General features: G+C 65.5%; 13 protein-coding genes, 1 tRNA gene and 1 pseudogene. 1 reads left to right on the top strand and 14 read right to left on the bottom strand.

All coding sequences use genetic code 11. The features are described from left to right. Positions 1-127: 127 nt before the first annotated feature. Genes fusA through rpsL form a run of 3 tightly spaced genes read right to left on the bottom strand, consistent with a single transcriptional unit; the run spans position 128 to position 3,121 of the window. The gene (gene fusA / locus EJC49_RS24365; RefSeq protein WP_126702527.1) at positions 128-2,218 is read right to left on the bottom strand and encodes an elongation factor G; all 2,091 of its coding nucleotides are present in this window, start codon (positions 2,216-2,218) and stop codon (positions 128-130) included. A gap of 33 nt (positions 2,219-2,251) precedes the next feature. Further along, the gene (rpsG, locus tag EJC49_RS24370) at positions 2,252-2,722 is read right to left on the bottom strand and encodes a 30S ribosomal protein S7 (protein ID WP_126702528.1); all 471 of its coding nucleotides are present in this window, start codon (positions 2,720-2,722) and stop codon (positions 2,252-2,254) included. A gap of 27 nt (positions 2,723-2,749) precedes the next feature. Next, positions 2,750-3,121 (bottom strand): 30S ribosomal protein S12, encoded by a 372-nt coding sequence (gene rpsL, locus EJC49_RS24375; protein ID WP_126702529.1) that lies wholly within the window; start codon positions 3,119-3,121, stop codon positions 2,750-2,752. Positions 3,122-3,595: 474 nt separating this feature from the next. On the opposite strand from rpsL, the gene EJC49_RS24380 reads away from it, so the two are divergent. Continuing rightward, on the top strand, positions 3,596-3,877 hold the full coding sequence (locus EJC49_RS24380; protein WP_126702530.1) for a transcriptional regulator: 282 nt from the start codon (positions 3,596-3,598) through the stop codon (positions 3,875-3,877). A 330-nt stretch (positions 3,878-4,207) separates the two neighbouring features. Here the strand turns inward: EJC49_RS24380 and rpoC are convergent, their stop codons facing one another. From rpoC to EJC49_RS24435, 11 genes and pseudogenes are all read right to left on the bottom strand, one after another. After that, on the bottom strand, positions 4,208-8,407 hold the full coding sequence (gene rpoC / locus EJC49_RS24385) for a DNA-directed RNA polymerase subunit beta' (RefSeq protein ID WP_126702531.1): 4,200 nt from the start codon (positions 8,405-8,407) through the stop codon (positions 4,208-4,210). 178 nt (positions 8,408-8,585) lie between these two features. Beyond that, positions 8,586-12,716: a DNA-directed RNA polymerase subunit beta gene (gene rpoB, locus EJC49_RS24390; protein WP_126702532.1), complete on the bottom strand. Its 4,131-nt coding sequence runs from the start codon at positions 12,714-12,716 to the stop codon at positions 8,586-8,588. 196 nt (positions 12,717-12,912) lie between these two features. Then, complete coding sequence (gene rplL, locus EJC49_RS24395) at positions 12,913-13,290, bottom strand: 50S ribosomal protein L7/L12 (RefSeq protein WP_126702533.1); 378 nt, start codon at positions 13,288-13,290, stop codon at positions 12,913-12,915. A 60-nt stretch (positions 13,291-13,350) separates the two neighbouring features. Beyond that, positions 13,351-13,869, bottom strand: a complete 519-nt coding sequence (gene rplJ / locus EJC49_RS24400) for a 50S ribosomal protein L10 (RefSeq protein WP_126702534.1) — start codon at positions 13,867-13,869, stop codon at positions 13,351-13,353. Positions 13,870-14,239: 370 nt separating this feature from the next. Next, entirely contained in the window at positions 14,240-14,944 is a 705-nt protein-coding gene (rplA, locus tag EJC49_RS24405) for a 50S ribosomal protein L1 (RefSeq protein ID WP_126702535.1), read from the bottom strand. Between the two features lie 4 nt (positions 14,945-14,948). Continuing rightward, entirely contained in the window at positions 14,949-15,377 is a 429-nt protein-coding gene (gene rplK, locus EJC49_RS24410) for a 50S ribosomal protein L11 (RefSeq protein WP_126702536.1), read from the bottom strand. A 156-nt stretch (positions 15,378-15,533) separates the two neighbouring features. After that, entirely contained in the window at positions 15,534-16,061 is a 528-nt protein-coding gene (gene nusG, locus EJC49_RS24415) for a transcription termination/antitermination protein NusG (protein WP_126702537.1), read from the bottom strand. A 27-nt stretch (positions 16,062-16,088) separates the two neighbouring features. Then, positions 16,089-16,292 carry a preprotein translocase subunit SecE gene (secE, locus tag EJC49_RS24420; RefSeq protein ID WP_126702538.1) on the bottom strand — a complete coding sequence of 68 codons (204 nt, stop codon included), beginning with the start codon at positions 16,290-16,292 and terminating at the stop codon, positions 16,089-16,091. A gap of 327 nt (positions 16,293-16,619) precedes the next feature. Continuing rightward, a tRNA-Trp gene (locus tag EJC49_RS24425) sits at positions 16,620-16,695 on the bottom strand. A gap of 130 nt (positions 16,696-16,825) precedes the next feature. Then, positions 16,826-19,003 carry an NAD-dependent DNA ligase LigA gene (gene ligA, locus EJC49_RS24430; protein ID WP_126702539.1) on the bottom strand — a complete coding sequence of 726 codons (2,178 nt, stop codon included), beginning with the start codon at positions 19,001-19,003 and terminating at the stop codon, positions 16,826-16,828. A gap of 128 nt (positions 19,004-19,131) precedes the next feature. Beyond that, a pseudogene (locus EJC49_RS24435) lies at positions 19,132-19,355 on the bottom strand (DNA repair protein RecN); the annotation flags it as partial.

Genomic DNA, 19,355 nt, shown 5'->3' on the forward strand with positions numbered 1-19,355 from the left:
GTGACCGATCGTGCCGATGTTCACATGAGGCTTGGTGCGCTCGAATTTACCTTTTGCCATGTGAGGTCTCCATCTCTGCTGCCCGCGAGGGGGCGTTAATTTCTGTAGGCTCTAAATCCCGCGGGATTTATGCGTATTTCTTCTGGATTTCCTGCGCGACGGCGTTCGGAACCGGTTCGTAGTGGTCGAACAGCATCGTGTACTGGGCGCGGCCCTGGGACATCGAACGCAGGTTGTCCACGTACTTGAACATGTTGGCGAGCGGCACCATCGCGTTGATGACGGCCGCGTTGCCACGCGCTTCCTGGCCCTGGATCTGTCCGCGGCGGCCGTTGAGGTCGCCGATGACGGAGCCGACATAGTCTTCCGGCGTCACGACCTCGACCTTCATGATCGGCTCGAGCAACTGGGCGCCGGCCTTCTGCGCACCTTCGCGGAAAGCCGCGCGGGAGGCGATTTCGAAGGCGAGGACCGAGGAGTCGACGTCGTGGAAGGCGCCGTCGATGAGCGTGGCCTTCACGCCCAGCATCGGGAAGCCCGCGACCGGACCCGACGACATGACGCTCTGGATGCCCTTCTGGACGCCCGGGATGTATTCCTTCGGCACCGAGCCGCCGACGATCTTGGACTCGAACACGAAGTCCTCGCCCTCGGGGTTCGGCTCGAAGATGATCTTGACGCGGGCGAACTGGCCCGTGCCGCCGGTCTGCTTCTTGTGCGTGTAGTCGATCTCGGCGACCTTGGTGATCGTCTCGCGGTAGGCGACCTGCGGGGCGCCGACATTGGCTTCGACCTTGAACTCGCGGCGCATGCGGTCGACGATGATGTCGAGATGCAGTTCGCCCATGCCGGCGATGATCGTCTGGCCGGACTCCTCGTCCGTCTTGACGCGGAAGGACGGATCCTCGGCGGCGAGACGGTTGAGCGCGAGGCCCATCTTCTCCTGGTCGCCCTTGGTCTTCGGCTCGATCGCGATCTGGATGACCGGATCGGGGAATTCCATGCGCTCCAGGATGACCGGCTTCAGCGGGTCGCACAGCGTGTCGCCCGTGGTCGTGTCCTTGAGGCCGGCCAGCGCGACGATGTCGCCGGCGAACGCCTCTTCGATGTCTTCGCGCGAGTTGGAGTGCATCTGCAGCATGCGGCCGATGCGCTCCTTCTTGCCCTTCACCGTGTTGTCGAGCGAGATGCCCTTCGTGAGCTTGCCCGAATAGATGCGGCAGAAGGTGAGCGAGCCGACGAACGGGTCGTTCATGATCTTGAAGGCGAGCATCGACAGCGGCTCGTCGTCCGACGACTTGCGCACGATCTCGGCTTCGGTCTTGGGATCGACGCCCTTGATGTCCGGAACCTGGTTAGGGGCCGGCAGGTAGTCGACGACGGCGTCGAGCAGCGGCTGCACGCCCTTGTTCTTGAAGGCCGAGCCGCAGAACATCGGGAAGAACTTGACGGCGATCGTGCCCTTGCGGATCAGCGAGCGCAGTTCCTCGTTCGACGGCATCTCGCCGTCGAGGTAGCGCTCGAGCGCGCCCTCGTCCATTTCGACCGCCGCCTCGACGAGCTTCTCGCGGAACTCCTCGGCGCGAGCCTTCAGGTCGGCCGGGATTTCGACGACGTCCCACTCGGCGCCGAGATTCTCGGAGCGCCAGACGAGCGCGTTCATCTCGACGAGGTCGACCACGCCGGCGAAATCGTTCTCCGCACCGATCGGCAGCTGCATGACGACGGCCTGGGCGCCGAGGCGCGAGCCGATCATCTCGTAGGAGCGATAGAAATCGGCGCCGATCTTGTCCATCTTGTTGCAGAAGATGAGACGCGGCACGTGATACTTGTCGGCCTGGCGCCACACGGTCTCGGTCTGCGGCTCCACGCCGGCATTGGCGTCGAGCAGCGCGATGGCGCCGTCGAGCACGCGCAGCGAACGCTCAACCTCGATGGTGAAGTCGACGTGGCCGGGGGTGTCGATGATGTTGAAGCGGCGCATCTTGCCGTCGCGACCGGTCCAGTAGGTCGTCGTCGCGGCGGACGTGATGGTGATGCCGCGCTCCTGCTCCTGCTCCATCCAGTCCATCGTCGCGGCGCCGTCATGGACTTCGCCGATCTTGTGGGACTTGCCGGTGTAGTAGAGCACGCGCTCGGTCGTCGTCGTCTTGCCGGCGTCGATATGCGCCATGATACCGAAATTTCGGTAGTCTTCGATCATGTACTCGCGGGCCATGGGAGGTGCCTCTCGCTTGCGTGTCGACCTGGATTACCAGCGGTAGTGCGCGAAGGCGCGGTTGGCTTCCGCCATCCGGTGCGTGTCTTCGCGCTTCTTGACGGCGGTGCCGCGATTGTTCGCCGCGTCCATCAGTTCGCCGGACAGCCGGTCCACCATGGTCGTCTCGTTGCGGCCGCGGGCGGCCGTGATCAGCCAGCGGATGGCCAGCGCCTGGCGGCGCTCCGGACGGACGTCGACCGGCACCTGGTAGGTGGCGCCGCCGACGCGGCGCGAACGCACTTCCACATGCGGCGCCACGTTGTCGAGCGCCTGGTGGAAGACCGTCACCGGCTCCTGCTTGGTCTTCGCCTGAACCTGGTCGAGCGCGCCGTAGACGATGGTCTCGGCGATCGACTTCTTGCCGTGATGCATGACGGCGTTCATGAACTTGGTGACGATCAGGTCGCCGAACTTCGGGTCCGGATTGATCTCACGCTTCTCTGCACTATGACGACGGGACATGGGTCTCTCTGCCTCGCTAAGCTCTGGTCACTTCGGACGCTTCGCGCCGTACTTGGACCGGCGCTGCTTGCGGTTCTTGACGCCCTGGGTATCGAGCACGCCGCGGATGATGTGGTAACGAACGCCCGGAAGATCCTTCACGCGGCCGCCGCGGATCATGACCACGGAGTGCTCCTGAAGATTGTGGCCCTCGCCGGGGATGTAGCCGATCACTTCGAAGCCGTTCACGAGGCGAATCTTCGCCACCTTGCGCAGCGCCGAGTTCGGCTTCTTCGGCGTCGTCGTGTAGACGCGCGTGCAGACACCACGCTTCTGCGGGTTGGCCTGCATGGCCGGAACCTTGTTGCGCTTCACCGGCGCGGTGCGCGGCTTGCGGATCAGCTGGTTTACGGTAGGCATTCAACCTTCCCTCTTGTTCAAATCGGTGTCCAAAGCCCGTTTCGGGGCCGTTAGAAGCGCCACTTCCATACGCAAATTCAGGCCAAAAACCGCTTTCGCGATCTTGCCCGAACAAATAGCAGAGGAAGCGCATTGCGCTTCGTGCACGCCTGAAATGTCGTCGCTCGTAAAACGAACCCTGTTTGAGACGAACTTCAGAGCGGGTCGCTCCGAAAGGCCAAGTCTCACATCGGCTCAGACGAGGCGGCTTCTACCCTCAACGAAGGGGATCGTCAAGCCCGACCGGGCAAGTTTCGCGTCGAAGCCATGATCGGAGCGCAGATCGGCCATGCGGGGGCACGATCTGACAAAAATCGAGCCGTTCGAAACGCAATGTGACCATGGCCGCGCTGTCGCGACGTGCCATTCGGTGCCACAACGACCATCGGCGGGGCAACGATTCCCTGCCAGCCATCGATTCGGAAGCAGATATACATGAACGACAACGAAGCCCGCCCCGTCACCATCATCACCGGCCGTGTCTGGCGCCGGAAGGGAGGTGAGTCGGAAGGCGTCCATGTCCTTCTGATCGCCCCGGATGACGACACGGCGGTGCGCATCGCCCTCGAATCACTGGCCAAGGAGGGCTACGCCGAAGCCGAGTTCGACCAGATCGGCGATCTCGACGGCGTTCCCGACGACGAGCCGCATCTGTCGGCCTATCAGGGCGCTCTCGAAGGCGAGGTGTCGGTCGTCACGTTCGACGAGCCGGCCTGACCCATTCCCCGATTCGGGCGCCGGATCGGGCACCCGGTGCCTCGGGCGCGGACGGGTATGAAAAAAGGCCGTCCGGCGGGGCATTGTCCGGACGGCCAGAATGCGGCTGGGAGGTCATTGACCCGATCGACTGCCGCGTCTTCTTCTCTATCCCGGCCTTTGTCACGCGGTATGTGATCTACTTCACTTAACGTCATGTCGGCGCGGATTCCGGCCTACCGGCCGGCACGCGCCCTGCCGCCGCCGACCACCGCCAGCCTCCACAGACACGCGAAAGGGCCGCCGGATCGCTCCGGCGGCCCTTTCGTTCGTTCCCTGGCGGGCGTCGGCCTATTCGGCCGGCGTGTGCGACATGTCGGCCAGCATCGGCTCGGCCATCTCCACGCCCGAGGCCTTGCGGCGCTCGTCGAGGATCAGCTCGTCGCGAGCCTTGGCGATGCGCCGGATCTGGCTCATCGTGCCGCCGGTGCCGGCCGGGATGAGGCGGCCGACGATGACGTTCTCCTTCAGGCCCTGCAGCGTGTCGGTCTTGCCGGCGACCGCCGCTTCCGTCAGCACGCGGGTCGTCTCCTGGAAGGAGGCGGCCGAGATGAAGGACGGCGTCTGCAGCGAGGCCTTGGTGATGCCGAGCAGAACCGGCTGGCCCTGCGCCGGCTTCTTGCCGTCCTCGACCAGGCGGTCGTTGATCTCGTCGAACTCGATCACGTCGACATGGTCGCCCGGGATGTAGACCGAGTCGCCCTGCTCCGTGATCTCGATCTTCTGCAGCATCTGGCGAACGATCACCTCGATGTGCTTGTCGTTGATCAACACGCCCTGCAGTCGGTAGACCTCCTGGATCTCGTTGACGAGGTAGGACGCAAGCGCCTCCACGCCCTTGATCGCCAGGATGTCGTGCGGCGCCGGGTTGCCGTCGAGGATGTAGTCGCCCTTCTCGATCGCGTCGCCGTCCTGGAGATGGAACGGCTTGCCCTTCGGGATGAGATACTCGACCGGCTCGCCGCCTTCCTCGTGCGGCTCGATGATGATGCGGCGCTTGTTCTTGTAGTCGCGTCCGAACCGCACCGTGCCGTCGATCTCGGCGATGATGGCATGGTCCTTCGGCCGACGGGCCTCGAACAGTTCCGCCACGCGCGGCAGACCGCCCGTGATGTCCTTCGTCTTGGCGCTTTCCATCGGGATACGCGCGACGACGTCGCCCGGACGCACCTGCGAGCCCGGCTCCACCGACAGCACCGCCTCCACCGAGAGCATGAAGCGGGCGTCGCCGCCCTTGGCGAGCTTGCCCACCTTGCCCTTGGAATCGAGGATGGTGATCGCCGGCTTCAGGTCCGAACCGCGCGGCGTCGACCGCCAGTCGATGACCTCGCGCTTGGTGATGCCCGTCGATTCGTCGGTGGTCTCCTGCACGGAGATGCCGTCGACGAGATCCTCGAACTCCGCCCTGCCCTCGATTTCGGTGAGGATCGGACGGGTGTAGGGGTCCCACTCGGCCACGCGCTGGCCGCGCTTCACCTTGTCGCCCTCGTCCACGAAGATGCGCGAACCGTAGGTGACGCGGTGAACCGCCCGCTCCTTGCCGCCCTCGTCGAGGATGACGATGGCCATGTTGCGGCCCATGACGACCAGGTGGCCGTCCGAGTTGCGCACCACGTTGCGGTTGCGGATCTGCACGGTGCCCTCGTAGGAGGCCTCGAGGAAAGAGCTGTCGACCACCTGCGCCGTACCGCCCATGTGGAAGGTACGCATGGTGAGCTGGGTGCCCGGCTCGCCGATCGACTGCGCCGCGATGACGCCGACGGCCTCGCCCTGGTTGACGGGCGTGCCGCGTGCCAGATCGCGACCGTAGCAGACCGCGCACACGCCGACCTTCACTTCGCAGGTCAGCGCCGAGCGGATGCGGATGGTCTGGATGCCCGCCTTCTCGATCGCCTCGACGTCGCGCTCGTCCATCAGCGTGCCGGCCTTGACGATCAGATCGCCGGAGACCGGGTGGTTGATGTCGTCGAGCGCCGTGCGGCCCAAGACGCGCTGGCCGAGCGAGGCCACGACCTGGCCCGCATCCACGATCGGCTGCATGGTCAGGCCCTTCTCGGTGCCGCAGTCGACCGCATTGACGATGCAGTCCTGCGCCACGTCGACGAGACGACGCGTCAGGTAGCCCGAGTTCGCCGTCTTCAGGGCGGTGTCGGCCAGGCCCTTGCGGGCGCCGTGGGTGGAGTTGAAGTACTCCAGAACGGTCAGGCCTTCCTTGAAGTTCGAGATGATCGGCGTCTCGATGATCTCGCCCGACGGCTTGGCCATCAGGCCGCGCATGCCGGCCAGCTGGCGCATCTGCGTGGGCGAGCCACGCGCGCCGGAGTGCGACATCATGTAGATCGAGTTCATCGGCTTCTGACGGCCATCGGCGTTGAACTCGACCGCCTTGATGCGGCCCATCATCTCCTCGGCGACCTTCTCCGAGCACTTCGCCCAGGCGTCGACCACCTTGTTGTACTTCTCGCCCTGGGTGATCAGGCCGTCATTGTACTGCTGCTCGTATTCCTTGGCGAGCGCCTCGGTCTTGGCCACCAGGTCCGCCTTGGCGTCCGGGATCAGCATGTCGTCCTTGCCGAACGAAATGCCCGCGCGGCAGGCATGGCCGAAGCCGAGCTGCATGATGCGGTCGCAGAAGATCACCGTCTCCTTCTGGCCGCAGTGGCGGTAGACCGTGTCGATCATGCGGGAGATGTTCTTCTTCGTCATCTCCTGGTTGCAGATGTCGAACGGAACGTTGGCGTTCTTCGGCAGCAGTTCGCCGATGAGCATGCGGCCAGGCGTCGTCTCGTGGATCTTCGACGTCGGCTTGCCCTCTGCGTCGACGGTCTTGAAGCGACCCCTGATCTTGGTGTGCAGCGTCACCGCCTTCGTCTCGAGCGCATGATGCAGCTCGCCGATGTCGGCGAACACCATGCCCTCGCCGGGCTCGTTCTGGTTGACGATCGACAGGTAGTAGAGGCCCAGAACCATGTCCTGGCTCGGCACGATGATCGGCTGGCCGTTGGCGGGATGCAGGATGTTGTTGGTCGACATCATCAGCACGCGCGCTTCGAGCTGCGCTTCCAGCGACAGCGGCACGTGCACCGCCATCTGGTCGCCGTCGAAATCCGCGTTGAAGGCCGTGCAGACCAGCGGGTGAAGCTGGATCGCCTTGCCTTCGATGAGGATCGGCTCGAAGGCCTGGATGCCCAGGCGGTGCAGCGTCGGCGCGCGGTTCAGCAGCACCGGATGCTCGCGGATGACCTCGTCGAGGATGTCCCAGACTTCCGGCTTCTCCTTCTCGACCAGCTTCTTGGCCTGCTTGACGGTCGAGGAGTAACCCTTGGCGTCGAGGCGGGCGTAGATGAAGGGCTTGAACAGCTCCAGCGCCATCTTCTTCGGCAGGCCGCACTGGTGCAGCTTGAGCTCCGGACCGGTCACGATGACCGAGCGGCCGGAATAGTCGACGCGCTTGCCGAGCAGGTTCTGGCGGAAGCGGCCCTGCTTGCCCTTCAGCATGTCGGAGAGCGACTTCAGCGGACGCTTGTTGGCGCCCGTGATGACGCGGCCGCGGCGGCCGTTGTCGAACAGCGCGTCGACGGCCTCCTGCAGCATGCGCTTCTCGTTGCGGATGATGATGCCCGGCGCGCGCAGTTCGATCAGCCGCTTGAGGCGGTTGTTGCGGTTGATGACGCGACGATAGAGGTCGTTCAGGTCCGACGTGGCGAAACGGCCGCCGTCCAGCGGCACCAGCGGACGCAGGTCCGGCGGGATCACGGGGATGATCTTCATGATCATCCACTCGGGACGGTTGCCCGATTCCATGAAGTTCTCGACCACCTTGAGCCGCTTCAGAAGCTTCTTCTGCTTCAGGTCGGACGTGGTGGTCGCCAGGTCGTCGCGCAGCTGCACGGCGATCCGGTCGAGCTCCATCGAGGCCAGCAGTTCATGGATCGCCTCGGCGCCGATCATGGCGGTGAAGGAATCCTCGCCGAAATTGTCGACGGCAGCCATGTAGTCCTCTTCCGACAGCAGCTGGTGCTGCTTCAGGTCGGTGAGGCCCGGCTCGGTGACGATGTAGTTCTCGAAGTAGAGAACGCGCTCGATGTCCTTCAGCGTCATGTCGAGCAGCGTGCCGATGCGCGAGGGCAGCGACTTCAGGAACCAGATGTGCGCAACCGGCGCCGCCAGCTCGATGTGGCCCATGCGCTCGCGGCGCACGCGGCTCAGCGTGACTTCGACGCCGCACTTCTCGCAGATGATGCCCTTGTACTTCATGCGCTTGTACTTACCGCACAGGCACTCGTAGTCCTTGATCGGGCCGAAGATGCGCGCGCAGAACAGGCCGTCACGCTCGGGCTTGAACGTGCGGTAGTTGATCGTCTCGGGCTTCTTGATCTCGCCGTAGGACCACGACAGGATCTTCTCGGGGCTGGCGAGCGAGATCCGGATGGAATCGAATGTCTGCGCCGGAACCTGCGCATTGAAGAGATTCATGACCTCTTGGTTCATGCCGTTCTCCTGTTAGGGATCGTCGCCGATCCCCTTTTCGAAAAATCTCCGGGCGTCAGGCCCGGACTGCCGGCGGACGAGGAACCCCCTCGGGCTCTTCCTCCGCCTTGGAACGTCGCCCGGCCACCCCTGTCGGGCAGCCGGGAAAGGCGCGCCGCGTTCGGCGCGCCAGGAGCAGTTACTCGGCCGCGTCGGGCAGGCGCACGTCGTCGAGACGGCTGTTCTCGAGCTCGACCGACAGACCCAGCGACCGCATTTCCTTGACGAGAACGTTGAAGCTCTCCGGAATGCCGGCCTCGAAGGTGTCGTCGCCGCGCACGATCGCCTCGTACACCTTGGTGCGGCCGGCCACGTCGTCCGACTTCACCGTCAGCATCTCCTGCAGCGTGTAGGCGGCGCCATAGGCTTCCAGCGCCCAGACCTCCATCTCGCCGAAGCGCTGGCCGCCGAACTGGGCCTTGCCGCCCAGCGGCTGCTGGGTGACGAGGCTGTAGGGCCCGATCGAACGCGCGTGGATCTTGTCGTCCACCAGGTGGTGCAGCTTGAGCATGTAGATGTAGCCCATCGTCACCTTGCGGTCGAACGGCTCGCCCGTGCGTCCGTCGTAGAGCACCGACTGGCCGCTCGTGTGCAGGCCCGCCTGTTCCAGCATCTCGTTGATGTTGGCCTCGTTGGCGCCGTCGAACACCGGCGTGGCGATGGAAACGCCACGCTTCATCTGGTCGGCGAGCCGCACGACGCTCTCGTCGTCGTAGCGCCGCACCGGCTCGTTGCGGTCGTTGTCCGGGATCAGCTCCTCGAGCGTCGCCCGCAGCGGCTTGATGTCGCCGCCCGAACGATAGGCCTCGACCAGGTCGCCGATCTTGCGGCCCATGCCCGCGCAGGCCCAGCCCAGATGCGTCTCCAGGATCTGGCCAACGTTCATGCGCGACGGCACGCCCAGCGGATTGAGCACGATGTCGGCATGCGTCCCGTCTTCCAGGAACGGCATATCCTCGACCGGCACGATCCGCGACACGACACCCTTGTTGCCGTGACGGCCGGCCATCTTGTCGCCCGGCTGGATCTTGCGCTTCACGGCCACGAACACCTTGACCATCTTCATGACGCCGGGGGGCATCTCGTCGCCGCGCTGCACCTTCTCGACCTTGTCCATGAAGCGCTGCTCGAGCGCCTTCTTGGAATCGTCGTACTGGCCGCGAAGCGCCTCGAGCTCGCTCTGGAGCCTCTCGTCCTCGAGCGCGAACTGCCACCACTGCGAGCGCGGATAGTCGTCGAGCACGGCCTTCGAAAGGGTCGAGCCCTTCTTGAAGCCCTTCGGCCCGGCGATCGCTTCCTTGCCGTTCAGCATGTCGACGAGGCGCGAATAGACGTTGCGGTCGAGGATCGCCTGCTCGTCGTCGCGGTCCTTCGCGAGACGCTCGATTTCCTCGCGCTCGATCTGCATCGCGCGCTCGTCCTTCTCCACGCCGTGGCGGTTGAAGACGCGCACCTCGACGATGGTGCCGAAGGTCCCGGGCGGCATGCGCATGGAGGTGTCGCGCACGTCCGACGCCTTCTCGCCGAAGATGGCGCGCAGGAGCTTTTCCTCCGGCGTCATCGGGCTCTCGCCCTTCGGCGTGATCTTGCCGACCAGGATGTCGCCCGGCGCCACTTCCGCGCCGATGTAGACGATGCCGGCCTCGTCGAGGTTCTTCAGCGCTTCTTCCGACACGTTCGGAATGTCGCGCGTGATTTCCTCCGGTCCGAGCTTGGTATCGCGCGCGGCGACCTCGAACTCCTCGATGTGGATCGAGGTGAAGACGTCGTCAGACACGATCCGCTCCGACAGCAGGATGGAGTCCTCGTAATTGTAGCCGTTCCACGGCATGAACGCGACGAGCACGTTGCGCCCGAGCGCCAGGTCGCCGAGATCCGTCGACGGACCGTCGGCGATGATGTCGCCCTTCTCGATCCGGTCGCCCACGCGCACCAGCGGACGCTGGTTGATGCAGGTGTTCTGGTTCGAGCGCTGGAACTTCATCAGCCGGTAGATGTCGACGCCCGACTTGCCGGGATCGAGATCCTCGGTGGCGCGGATGACGATACGCGTCGCGTCCACCTGGTCGACGATGCCGGTGCGGCGCGCGCCGATGGCGGCGCCCGAATCGCGCGCCACGATCGGCTCCATGCCGGTGCCCACGAACGGCGCCTCGGCGCGAACCAGCGGCACCGCCTGGCGCTGCATGTTCGAGCCCATCAGCGCGCGGTTGGCGTCGTCGTTCTCGAGGAACGGGATCAGCGCCGCGGCGACCGAGACCATCTGCTTGGGCGACACGTCCATCAGGTCGACGTTCTCGCGCGGCGTCATCATCACCTCGCCGGCATGCCGGCAGATGACGAATTCCTCGGTGAACTGGCCCTGCTCGTCCAGCACGGCGTTGGCCTGCGCGACGTAGTGCTTGGCCTCCTCCATCGCCGACAGGTAGACCACGTCATGCGTCACCTTGCCGTCCACGATCTTGCGGTACGGGCTCTCGATGAAGCCGTACTTGTTGACCCGGGCAAAGGTCGCCAGCGAGTTGATCAGGCCGATGTTCGGGCCTTCCGGCGTCTCGATCGGGCAGATGCGGCCGTAATGGGTGACGTGCACGTCGCGCACCTCGAAGCCGGCGCGCTCGCGGGTCAGGCCGCCGGGTCCGAGCGCCGACAGGCGGCGCTTGTGGGTGATCTCCGACAGCGGGTTCGTCTGGTCCATGAACTGCGACAGCTGCGAGGAGCCGAAGAACTCGCGCACGGCGGCGGCCGCCGGCTTGGCGTTGATCAGGTCCTGCGGCATGACCGTGTCGATCTCGATCGAGGACATGCGCTCCTTGATCGCGCGCTCCATGCGCAGCAGGCCGACGCGGTACTGGTTCTCCATCAGCTCGCCGACCGAGCGCACGCGGCGGTTGCCGAGATTGTCGATGTCGTCGATCTCGCCCTTGCCGTCGCGCAGCTCCACCAGCGTCCTGACCACGGCCAGGATGTCCTCCTTGCGCAGCACGCGCACCGTGTCGGCGGCGTCGAGCTCGAGGCGCATGTTCATCTTCACGCGGCCGACGGCCGACAGGTCGTAGCGCTCCGAATCGAAGAACAGCGAGTTGAACATCGCCTCGGCGGTGTCGAGGGTGGGCGGCTCGCCCGGACGCATGACGCGGTAGATGTCGAACAGCGCGTCCTGCCGGGTCTCGTTCTTGTCGACGGCCAGCGTGTTGCGGATGTAGGCGCCGATGTTGATGTGGTCGATGTCGAGCACCTGGATGTCGTCCAGGCCCGAATCGAGCAGCACCTTCAGCGTCTTCTCGTCGATCTCGTCGCCGGCCTCGAGGAAGATCTCGCCGGTCTCGGGGTTGACGATGTCTTCGGCCAGGTAGCTGCCATAGACGTCGTCTTCCGTCGCGCGGATGTACTTCAGGCCCTTCTCGGCGAGCTGGCGCGCCTGGCGCGCGGTGATCTTCTTGCCGGCCTCGACCACGACTTCGCCGGTGTCGGCGTTGACGAGCTCGGTCACGGCCTTGCGGCCGCGGAAGCGGTCGGCCGAGTACGGCAGGCGCCAGCCGTCGCCGTCACGCTGGAACGACAGCTTGTTGTAGAAGGTCGACAGGATCTCCTCGCCGTCCATGCCCAGCGCCATCAACAGCGACGAGACCGGGATCTTGCGGCGACGGTCGATGCGCGCATGCACGACGTCCTTGGAATCGAACTCGATGTCGAGCCAGGAGCCGCGATAGGGGATCACGCGGGCGGCGAACAAAAGCTTGCCCGAGGAATGCGACTTGCCCTTGTCGTGGTCGAAGAACACGCCCGGCGAGCGGTGCATCTGCGAGACGATGACGCGCTCGGTGCCGTTGACGATGAAGGTGCCGTTCGACGTCATGAGCGGCATGTCGCCCATGTAGACGTCCTGCTCCTTGATGTCCTTGATCGACTTGGCGCCGGTGTCCTCGTCGATGTCGAACACGATCAGCCGCAGCGTCACCTTCAGCGGCGCCGCATAGGTCAGGTCGCGCTGGCGGCACTCGTCGACGTCGAACTTCGGATGCTCGAACTCGTACTTGACGAATTCCAGCATCGACGCGCCCGAGAAGTCGGAGATCGGGAACACCGACTTGAAGACGGCCTGCAACCCCTCGTCCGGCCGTCCGCCTTCCGGCTCCTCTACCATCAGGAACTGATCATAGGATGCTTTCTGAACCTCGATGAGGTTCGGCATTTCCGCAACTTCCGGAATCTTTCCGAAGAACTTGCGTACGCGCCTGCGACCGTTGAACGTGTGGGTCTGGGCCATCGTCGCTCCTTGCTGCCATACTGGCTTGTCGTTCGTCGCCGCCGCTTCGAGGAGCGGCGGAAGTCAAAACAGGTGAAAACCCGTTTCCGGAAGGCCGTTTTCGGCCGTCTGGAAATGGGTTCCCGGTCATCGTCCCGAACGCAGCCCTCGGGCGGGGTCGGCGGACGGGACTGGCCCGTCCGCCTCAACGCGGTCCTTACTTCAGCTCGACCTTGGCGCCGGCTGCTTCCAGCTGGGCCTTGAACTTGTCGGCATCGGCCTTGGACACGGCTTCCTTGACGGGCTTCGGCGCGCCTTCGACCAGGTCCTTGGCTTCCTTGAGGCCCAGGCCGGTGATGGCGCGGACTTCCTTGATGACGTTGATCTTCTGCGCGCCGGCTTCCACCAGCACGACGTCGAACTCGGTCTTCTCCTCGACGGGAGCGGCAGCGGCGGCGCCACCACCGGCAGCGGCCACGGCCACCGGAGCGGCGGCGGAAACGCCCCACTTCTCTTCGAGCATCTTGGACAGCTCGGCCGCCTCGAGGACGGTGAGGCTGGAAAGGTCGTCTACGATCTTGGCGAGATCAGCCATTGTTGTATTCCTTCAATGAGAATGTGTTCGAACGTGTGTTGTTGTGTCCGAGGACCGGCCTCATGCCGCCTCGTCCTTCCGGGCGTAGGCGCCAAAGACGCGGGCGAGCTGTGCCGCCGGCGCGTTGACGACCTGGGCGATCCGGGTTGCCGGCGTGGAGATCATCCCCACCAGCTTGGCGCGAAGCTCGTCGAGCGACGGGAGCGTCGCAAGCGTCTTCACACCCTCGACGTCGAGCGAGGTCTCACCCATGGCGCCACCGAGGATGACGAGCTTGTCATTCCCCTTGGCGAACTCGGATGCGATCTTCGGCGCGACGACCGGATCTTCCGCATAGGCGATCAGGGTCTGTCCGATGAACAGGTCCTGCATCGCCTCTGACGGCGTGCCCTGAAGAGCGATTCTGGCGAGACGGTTCTTCGCGACTTTGACGGAACCGCCGGCTGCGCGCATCTTCGTACGAAGATCGTTCATCTGCGCAACGGTGATACCGGCATAGTGGGCCACGACCACCGAGCCGGAAGTCTGGAAGACTCCGTTCAGGTCCGTGACGAGTTCGCGTTTTTCCGCTCTGTCCACTGCCTATCTCCAGTTGGCGATCCCTCCCGGGGGAGAGACTGCCGGGTTGCCTTTTGCCGGCCGGGACAATCCATAAGAATCGCCCGAGCGGCGCTCGAGGATCCTGCCCCCTTTCGCCTCGCCCGCCGGACGCATGGTCCGCCGAAGCGTGCTGACAAAAGGCACACACGGTTCGAAACCTTCCCCGAAGCGATGCGTTCGCTTCCGTGTCGGCTCGACCCCGTCTCATGCAGACCCGTGAGGATTAAGGACCGGACTGAACCGACCCGCCTGCAATCTCGGACAGGAAGACGGAAGGTTTCCCTTCCGCCGATCCGGGCCCGGAGGCCCGGAATTCGTTTCGGAGGCGCAGGCGCCTCCCCTGAATTCGTCAGGACGCCGCGTTCAGCGTCGCCGGATCGATCTTGAGGCCGGGGCCCATCGTGGACGACACGGCGACCCGCTTGATGTAGTTGCCCTTCGCGCCGGCCGGCTTGGCCTTGACGACGGCGTCGGCGAAGGCGCGGACGTTCTCGACCAGCTTGTCCAGCTCGAAGGAAGCCTTGCCCACGCCACCGTGGATGATGCCGGCCTTCTCGACGCGGAACTCGACGGCGCCGCCCTTGGAAGCCTTCACGGCCGCGGCCACGTCCATGGTCACGGTGCCGACCTTCGGGTTCGGCATCATGCCGCGCGGGCCGAGCACCTTGCCCAGACGGCCGACCAGCGGCATCATGTCCGGCGTCGCGATGCAGCGGTCGAAATTGATCTCGCCCTTCTGCACGATCTCCACCAGATCCTCGGCGCCCACGATGTCGGCGCCGGCCTTGGTCGCTTCCTCGGCCTTGGCGCCGCGGGCGAACACCGCCACGCGCACGGTGCGGCCGGTGCCGTTCGGCAGGTTCACGACGCCGCGGACCATCTGGTCGGCATGGCGCGGATCGACGCCGAGGTTCATCGCGACCTCGATCGTCTCGTCGAACTTGGCCGTGGCGCGCTCCTTGAGCATCTTCACGGCTTCGGCGAGGTCGTAGGACTTGTTGACGTCGATGCCCTCGCGGGACTTGGCGACGCGCTTGGCGATCTTCTTTGCCATGATCTTATCCCACCACCTCGAGGCCCATCGAACGGGCGGAGCCTTCGACCATGCGCATCGCTGCGTCGACGTCGTTGGCGTTCAGGTCCTTCATCTTCTTCTCGGCGATCTCGCGGATCTTGTCGCGGGAGATCTCGCCGGCCTTCTGCTTGCCGGGCTCCTTGGAGCCGGACTTCAGGTTGGCCGCCTTCTTGAGGAAGTAGCTCACCGGCGGCGTCTTCATGACGAAGGTGAACGACTTGTCCTGGTAGTAGGTGATGACCACCGGGGTCGGCTGACCCTTCTCCATCTCCTGGGTCTGGGCGTTGAACGCCTTGCAGAACTCCATGATGTTGATGCCGCGCTGACCGAGCGCCGGGCCGATCGGGGGCGACGGCGTCGCCGATCCCGCTGCGACCTGGAGCTTGAGCTGGCCGACGATTTTCTTAGCCATTTCTCTTCTGCCCTTGTTGTGCCGGACCGATCCGGCGGTTGCAGTCGGGTGGTGCGGGTCCGAGGCCGGCTTCAGCCACGTGCCCCTCCCACCCATTCGAACCGGGGCGACCGCCCCGCTTCACCCGCCGGCCTGTGGCTGGCGGGATTGTCCGGCTCAGCCCTTCTCGACCTGGCCGAATTCCAGATCGACCGGGACGGCCCGGCCGAAGATCGACACCTCGACCTTGAGACGCGAACGCTCCTCGTCCACTTCCTGGACGAAGCCGTTGAACGAGGCGAACGGGCCGTCGGAGACGCGCACCTGCTCGCCGATCTCGAAGGTGATCGAGGGCTTCGGCCGCTCGACGCCTTCCTGCACCTGGTGCAGGATCCGGTCGGCCTCGGAATCGGTGATCGGAACCGGACGCGAATCGCCCAGGAAGCCGGTCACCTTCGGGGTATTCTTGATCAGCGAGAACACCGCATCCGACAGGTTCGCCCGCACGAGCACGTAGCCCGGGAAGAACTTGCGCTCGGAATCGACCTTGCGGCCACGACGGATCTCGACGACCTTCTCGGTCGGGACCACGATCTGCTCGATCTGGTCGGACAGGCCCTTGCGCTTGGCCTGGTGCTCGATGTCCTCGGCGACCTTCTTCTCGAAGTTCGAATAGGCGTGGACGATGTACCACCGCGCGGTCATGTCAGGTGCTCTCCTTAGTCGCCGGCGTTATCGACCGATGCCGAGAATCAACTCGACGCCGAAAGCCAGGATCTGGTCGGCGGCGAAGAAGAAGATCGCGGCGAGGAACGCGAAGGCAAGCACCATGACGGTCGAGATCAGCGTCTCGCGGCGGGACGGCCACGTCACCTTCGACGTCTCCTGACGCACCTGCTGCAGGAAGATGAAGGGATTCGAAGTCTTCGACGCCATATGCCGCTCTGCTTTCAGAACCCGTGGACCGGGTCTTCTGGATCGTCCCGCTCGACGGGAAACTTGCCTCATCACGAGGAACGACCGGCTTCCGGGAAGCGATCATCCGCCCATGCAATAAAGGCACGTAAAGCCGATCGTGGCTCCACGCACCGCTTGTCTGGATAGCGCTACATAAAGACGATTCCGTCGACACGCAAGGGTGGATGTGGAAAATGTTCCGGGCGGTCCATCGCCCCGTCCTCGGGACCGATGCCGCCTCGCCTGTGCCGCGCCTCGTAGCGGTAGCATTCGCCGGTGACAGCCGCATGACCGGCCGTGCGGCGCTGGCAGGGGCAGCAGGGCTCGAACCTGCGACCTGCGGTTTTGGAGACCGCCGCTCTACCAACTGAGCTATACCCCTAGGCGCGAGCGGCTACATACACAGTCGTTCGCCTGCGCGCAACGCCGTTTTGTCACGAGGCGCGGATCGATTCGCGGGAATTTCAGCCGCCCTCGCCCCGCGCGGGCGAAATTGCCGCGTTGCGTCGCCCTCACCCGCCGACGCGGTCGAACCAGGCGTTCTCGTCGATCACCTCGATGCCGAGGTCGGTCGCCTGCTTCAGCTTCGAGCCCGCGCCGGGACCGGCCACCACGAGGTCGGTCTTCTTCGACACCGAACCCGCGACCTTGGCGCCCAGCCGTTCGGCCATGGCCTTGGCCTCGTCGCGCGACATCCGCTCCAGCGCGCCGGTGAAGACGATGGTCTTGCCGGCGACCGGCGACGACACCTCGCCCACGGGCTCCTCGTCGAGCGGCACCGCGCCGGCGGCGAGCAGCGCGTCGACCGCCTCGCGATTGTGTCCCTCGGCGAAGAAATCGACCAGCGCCTCCGCCACCACGTCGCCGATGCCGTTGACGCCGACGATCTCGCGCCATTCCTCGTTGCCCGGGTCGCCCTTGCCTTCCGGCGCGCGCGCCGTTTCCGCCGCCTTGCGCAGCTTGTCGAACGAGAGGAAGTGGCGCGCCAGCCGCCGGGCGTTGGTCTCGCCGATGTGGCGGATGCCGAGCGCAAACAGGAAGCGCGACAAGGCCACCCGTCGCCGCTCGTCGATGGCGGCGAAGAGCTTGCGCACCGACACCTCGCCGAACCCCTCGACCTTGTCGAGCCGCTGCAGCGACCCCTCCAGCGTGTCGGGCAAGGCGTCCTGGCGCGCCTTCAGCGTGAAGATGTCGGCCGGCGCGGCGATGCGCTGCGCGGCCTTGTCGGTGGTGAAGAAGAACTCGATCTGCTTTTCGCCCAGCCCCTCGATGTCCATCGCGTTGCGGGAGACGAAATGGCGCAGCCGCTCCATCGCCTGCGCCGGGCACACCAGCCCGCCCGTGCAGCGCCACACCGCCTCGCCCTCCTCGCGCACGGCGTGGCTGCCGCAGACCGGGCACGCATGCGGGAAGCGGTACGGCTCGGCGCTCGGCGGCCGCTTCTCAAGCACCACGTCGAGGATCTGCGGGATCACGTCGCCGGCCCGCTGCACGATCACCGTGTCGCCCTCGCGGATGTCCCTGCCCTCCCGGATCGGCTGGCCGTCATTGCCGATCCCCCTGATGTAGTCCTCGTTGTGCAGCGTCGCGTTGGTCACGACCACGCCGCCGACGGTCACCGGCGAAAGCCGCGCCACCGGCGTCATCGCGCCGGTGCGGCCCACCTGGATGTCGATGCGCTCCAGCACCGTGGTCGCCTTCTCCGCCGGGAACTTGTGCGCGGTCGCCCAGCGCGGCGAGCGCGAGCGGAATCCGAGCCTCTCCTGCAGGTCCAGCCGGTCGACCTTGTAGACCACGCCGTCGATGTCGTAGGGCAGCGCCGCCCGCATCGCCTCGATCCGGCGGTACTGCGCGATCATCTCGTCGAGCGAGGCGCAGCGCGCCATCAGCTCGTTGGTCTGGAATCCCCAGTCGCCCAGCCGCTTCACCGCGTCGAACTGCGTCTCGCCCAGCGGCTCGCTCGTCTCGCCCCAGGCATAGGCGAAGAATTTCAGCGGCCGCGACTTCGTCACCTCGGGGTTCTTCTGCCGCAGGCTGCCGGCCGCCGAGTTGCGCGGGTTGGCGAAGGGCGGCTGGCCGCTCCCGGCCATGCGCTCGTTCAGCGCCATGAAGTCGTCGCGGCGCATGTAGACCTCGCCGCGCACCTCGATCACGTCCGGCACGCCGGCCGGAAGTTCGTCGGGAATCTCGTCGATGGTGCGGATGTTGGCGGTCACGTTCTCGCCCGTCGTGCCGTCGCCCCGCGTCGCCGCCGTCACCAGCCGCCCGTTCTCGTAGCGCAGCGACATCGACAGCCCGTCGATCTTCGGCTCGGCGGTGAAGACGAGTTCCGCCTCCGGGGCCATCGCCAGGAAGCGCCGCACCGAGCCGACGAAATCCGTCACGTCCCCGTCGGAAAAGACGTTGTCGAGCGACAGCATGGGCCTGGCGTGCCGCACCTCCGAAAACGTGCCGGACGGTGCCGTCCCCACCCCCCGCGTCGGCGACCCCTCGCTCGCCAGTTCGGGATGGGCCGCTTCCAGCGCCAGCAGCCGCTGCCGCAGCGCGTCGTATTCGGCGTCGGAAATCTCGGGCGCGTCCTGACCGTGGTAGAGTTCGTCGTGGCGCGCCACCTCCGCCGCCAGCCGCTTCGCCTCGGTGGCGGGTTCCTCGAGCGTCAGGGTCTCGATCGGCTTGGCGGGAAGGCTCATGGCGGGGATTCCGGACTGTCTGCGAACGGCCGACTATGTGCAGCCCCGCGCGATGGGTTCAAGGGTGCCATTTGCGAAGCTGACGCCTCATGACGACGAAGGCACGACGACCCGGCGGACGAAGCCCCCTACTCCGTCTCCGCCAGCAGCCGCCCCGCCGCCGCGCGCGCCTCGTCGGTGATGGTCGCGCCGGCCAGCATGCGGGCGATCTCCTCCTGCCGCGCCGGGCGCGGCAGTTGCGCAACGCCGGTGGCCACCCGGTCGCTTCCGCCGGACTTGGAAATCAGGAAATGCGTCGCCGCGCGCGCGGCCACCTGCGGCGCATGCGTCACCGACAGCACCTGCACGCGCC

Source organism: Aquibium carbonis (assembly GCF_003970795.1).
GTDB classification, from domain to species: domain Bacteria; phylum Pseudomonadota; class Alphaproteobacteria; order Rhizobiales; family Rhizobiaceae; genus Aquibium; species Aquibium carbonis.

Coding starts and splice junctions, on each gene's coding strand:
- fusA (WP_126702527.1), bottom strand. CDS start 2,218: ATGGCCCGCGAGTACATGATCGAAGACTACCGAAATTTCGGTATCATG.
- rpoC (WP_126702531.1), bottom strand. CDS start 8,407: ATGAACCAAGAGGTCATGAATCTCTTCAATGCGCAGGTTCCGGCGCAG.
- secE (WP_126702538.1), bottom strand. CDS start 16,292: ATGGCGTCGAAGACTTCGAATCCCTTCATCTTCCTGCAGCAGGTGCGT.
- EJC49_RS24380 (WP_126702530.1), top strand. CDS start 3,596: ATGAACGACAACGAAGCCCGCCCCGTCACCATCATCACCGGCCGTGTC.
- rpsG (WP_126702528.1), bottom strand. CDS start 2,722: ATGTCCCGTCGTCATAGTGCAGAGAAGCGTGAGATCAATCCGGACCCG.
- nusG (WP_126702537.1), bottom strand. CDS start 16,061: ATGACCGCGCGGTGGTACATCGTCCACGCCTATTCGAACTTCGAGAAG.
- rplL (WP_126702533.1), bottom strand. CDS start 13,290: ATGGCTGATCTCGCCAAGATCGTAGACGACCTTTCCAGCCTCACCGTC.
- rplK (WP_126702536.1), bottom strand. CDS start 15,377: ATGGCTAAGAAAATCGTCGGCCAGCTCAAGCTCCAGGTCGCAGCGGGA.
- rpoB (WP_126702532.1), bottom strand. CDS start 12,716: ATGGCCCAGACCCACACGTTCAACGGTCGCAGGCGCGTACGCAAGTTC.
- ligA (WP_126702539.1), bottom strand. CDS start 19,003: ATGAGCCTTCCCGCCAAGCCGATCGAGACCCTGACGCTCGAGGAACCC.
- rpsL (WP_126702529.1), bottom strand. CDS start 3,121: ATGCCTACCGTAAACCAGCTGATCCGCAAGCCGCGCACCGCGCCGGTG.
- rplA (WP_126702535.1), bottom strand. CDS start 14,944: ATGGCAAAGAAGATCGCCAAGCGCGTCGCCAAGTCCCGCGAGGGCATC.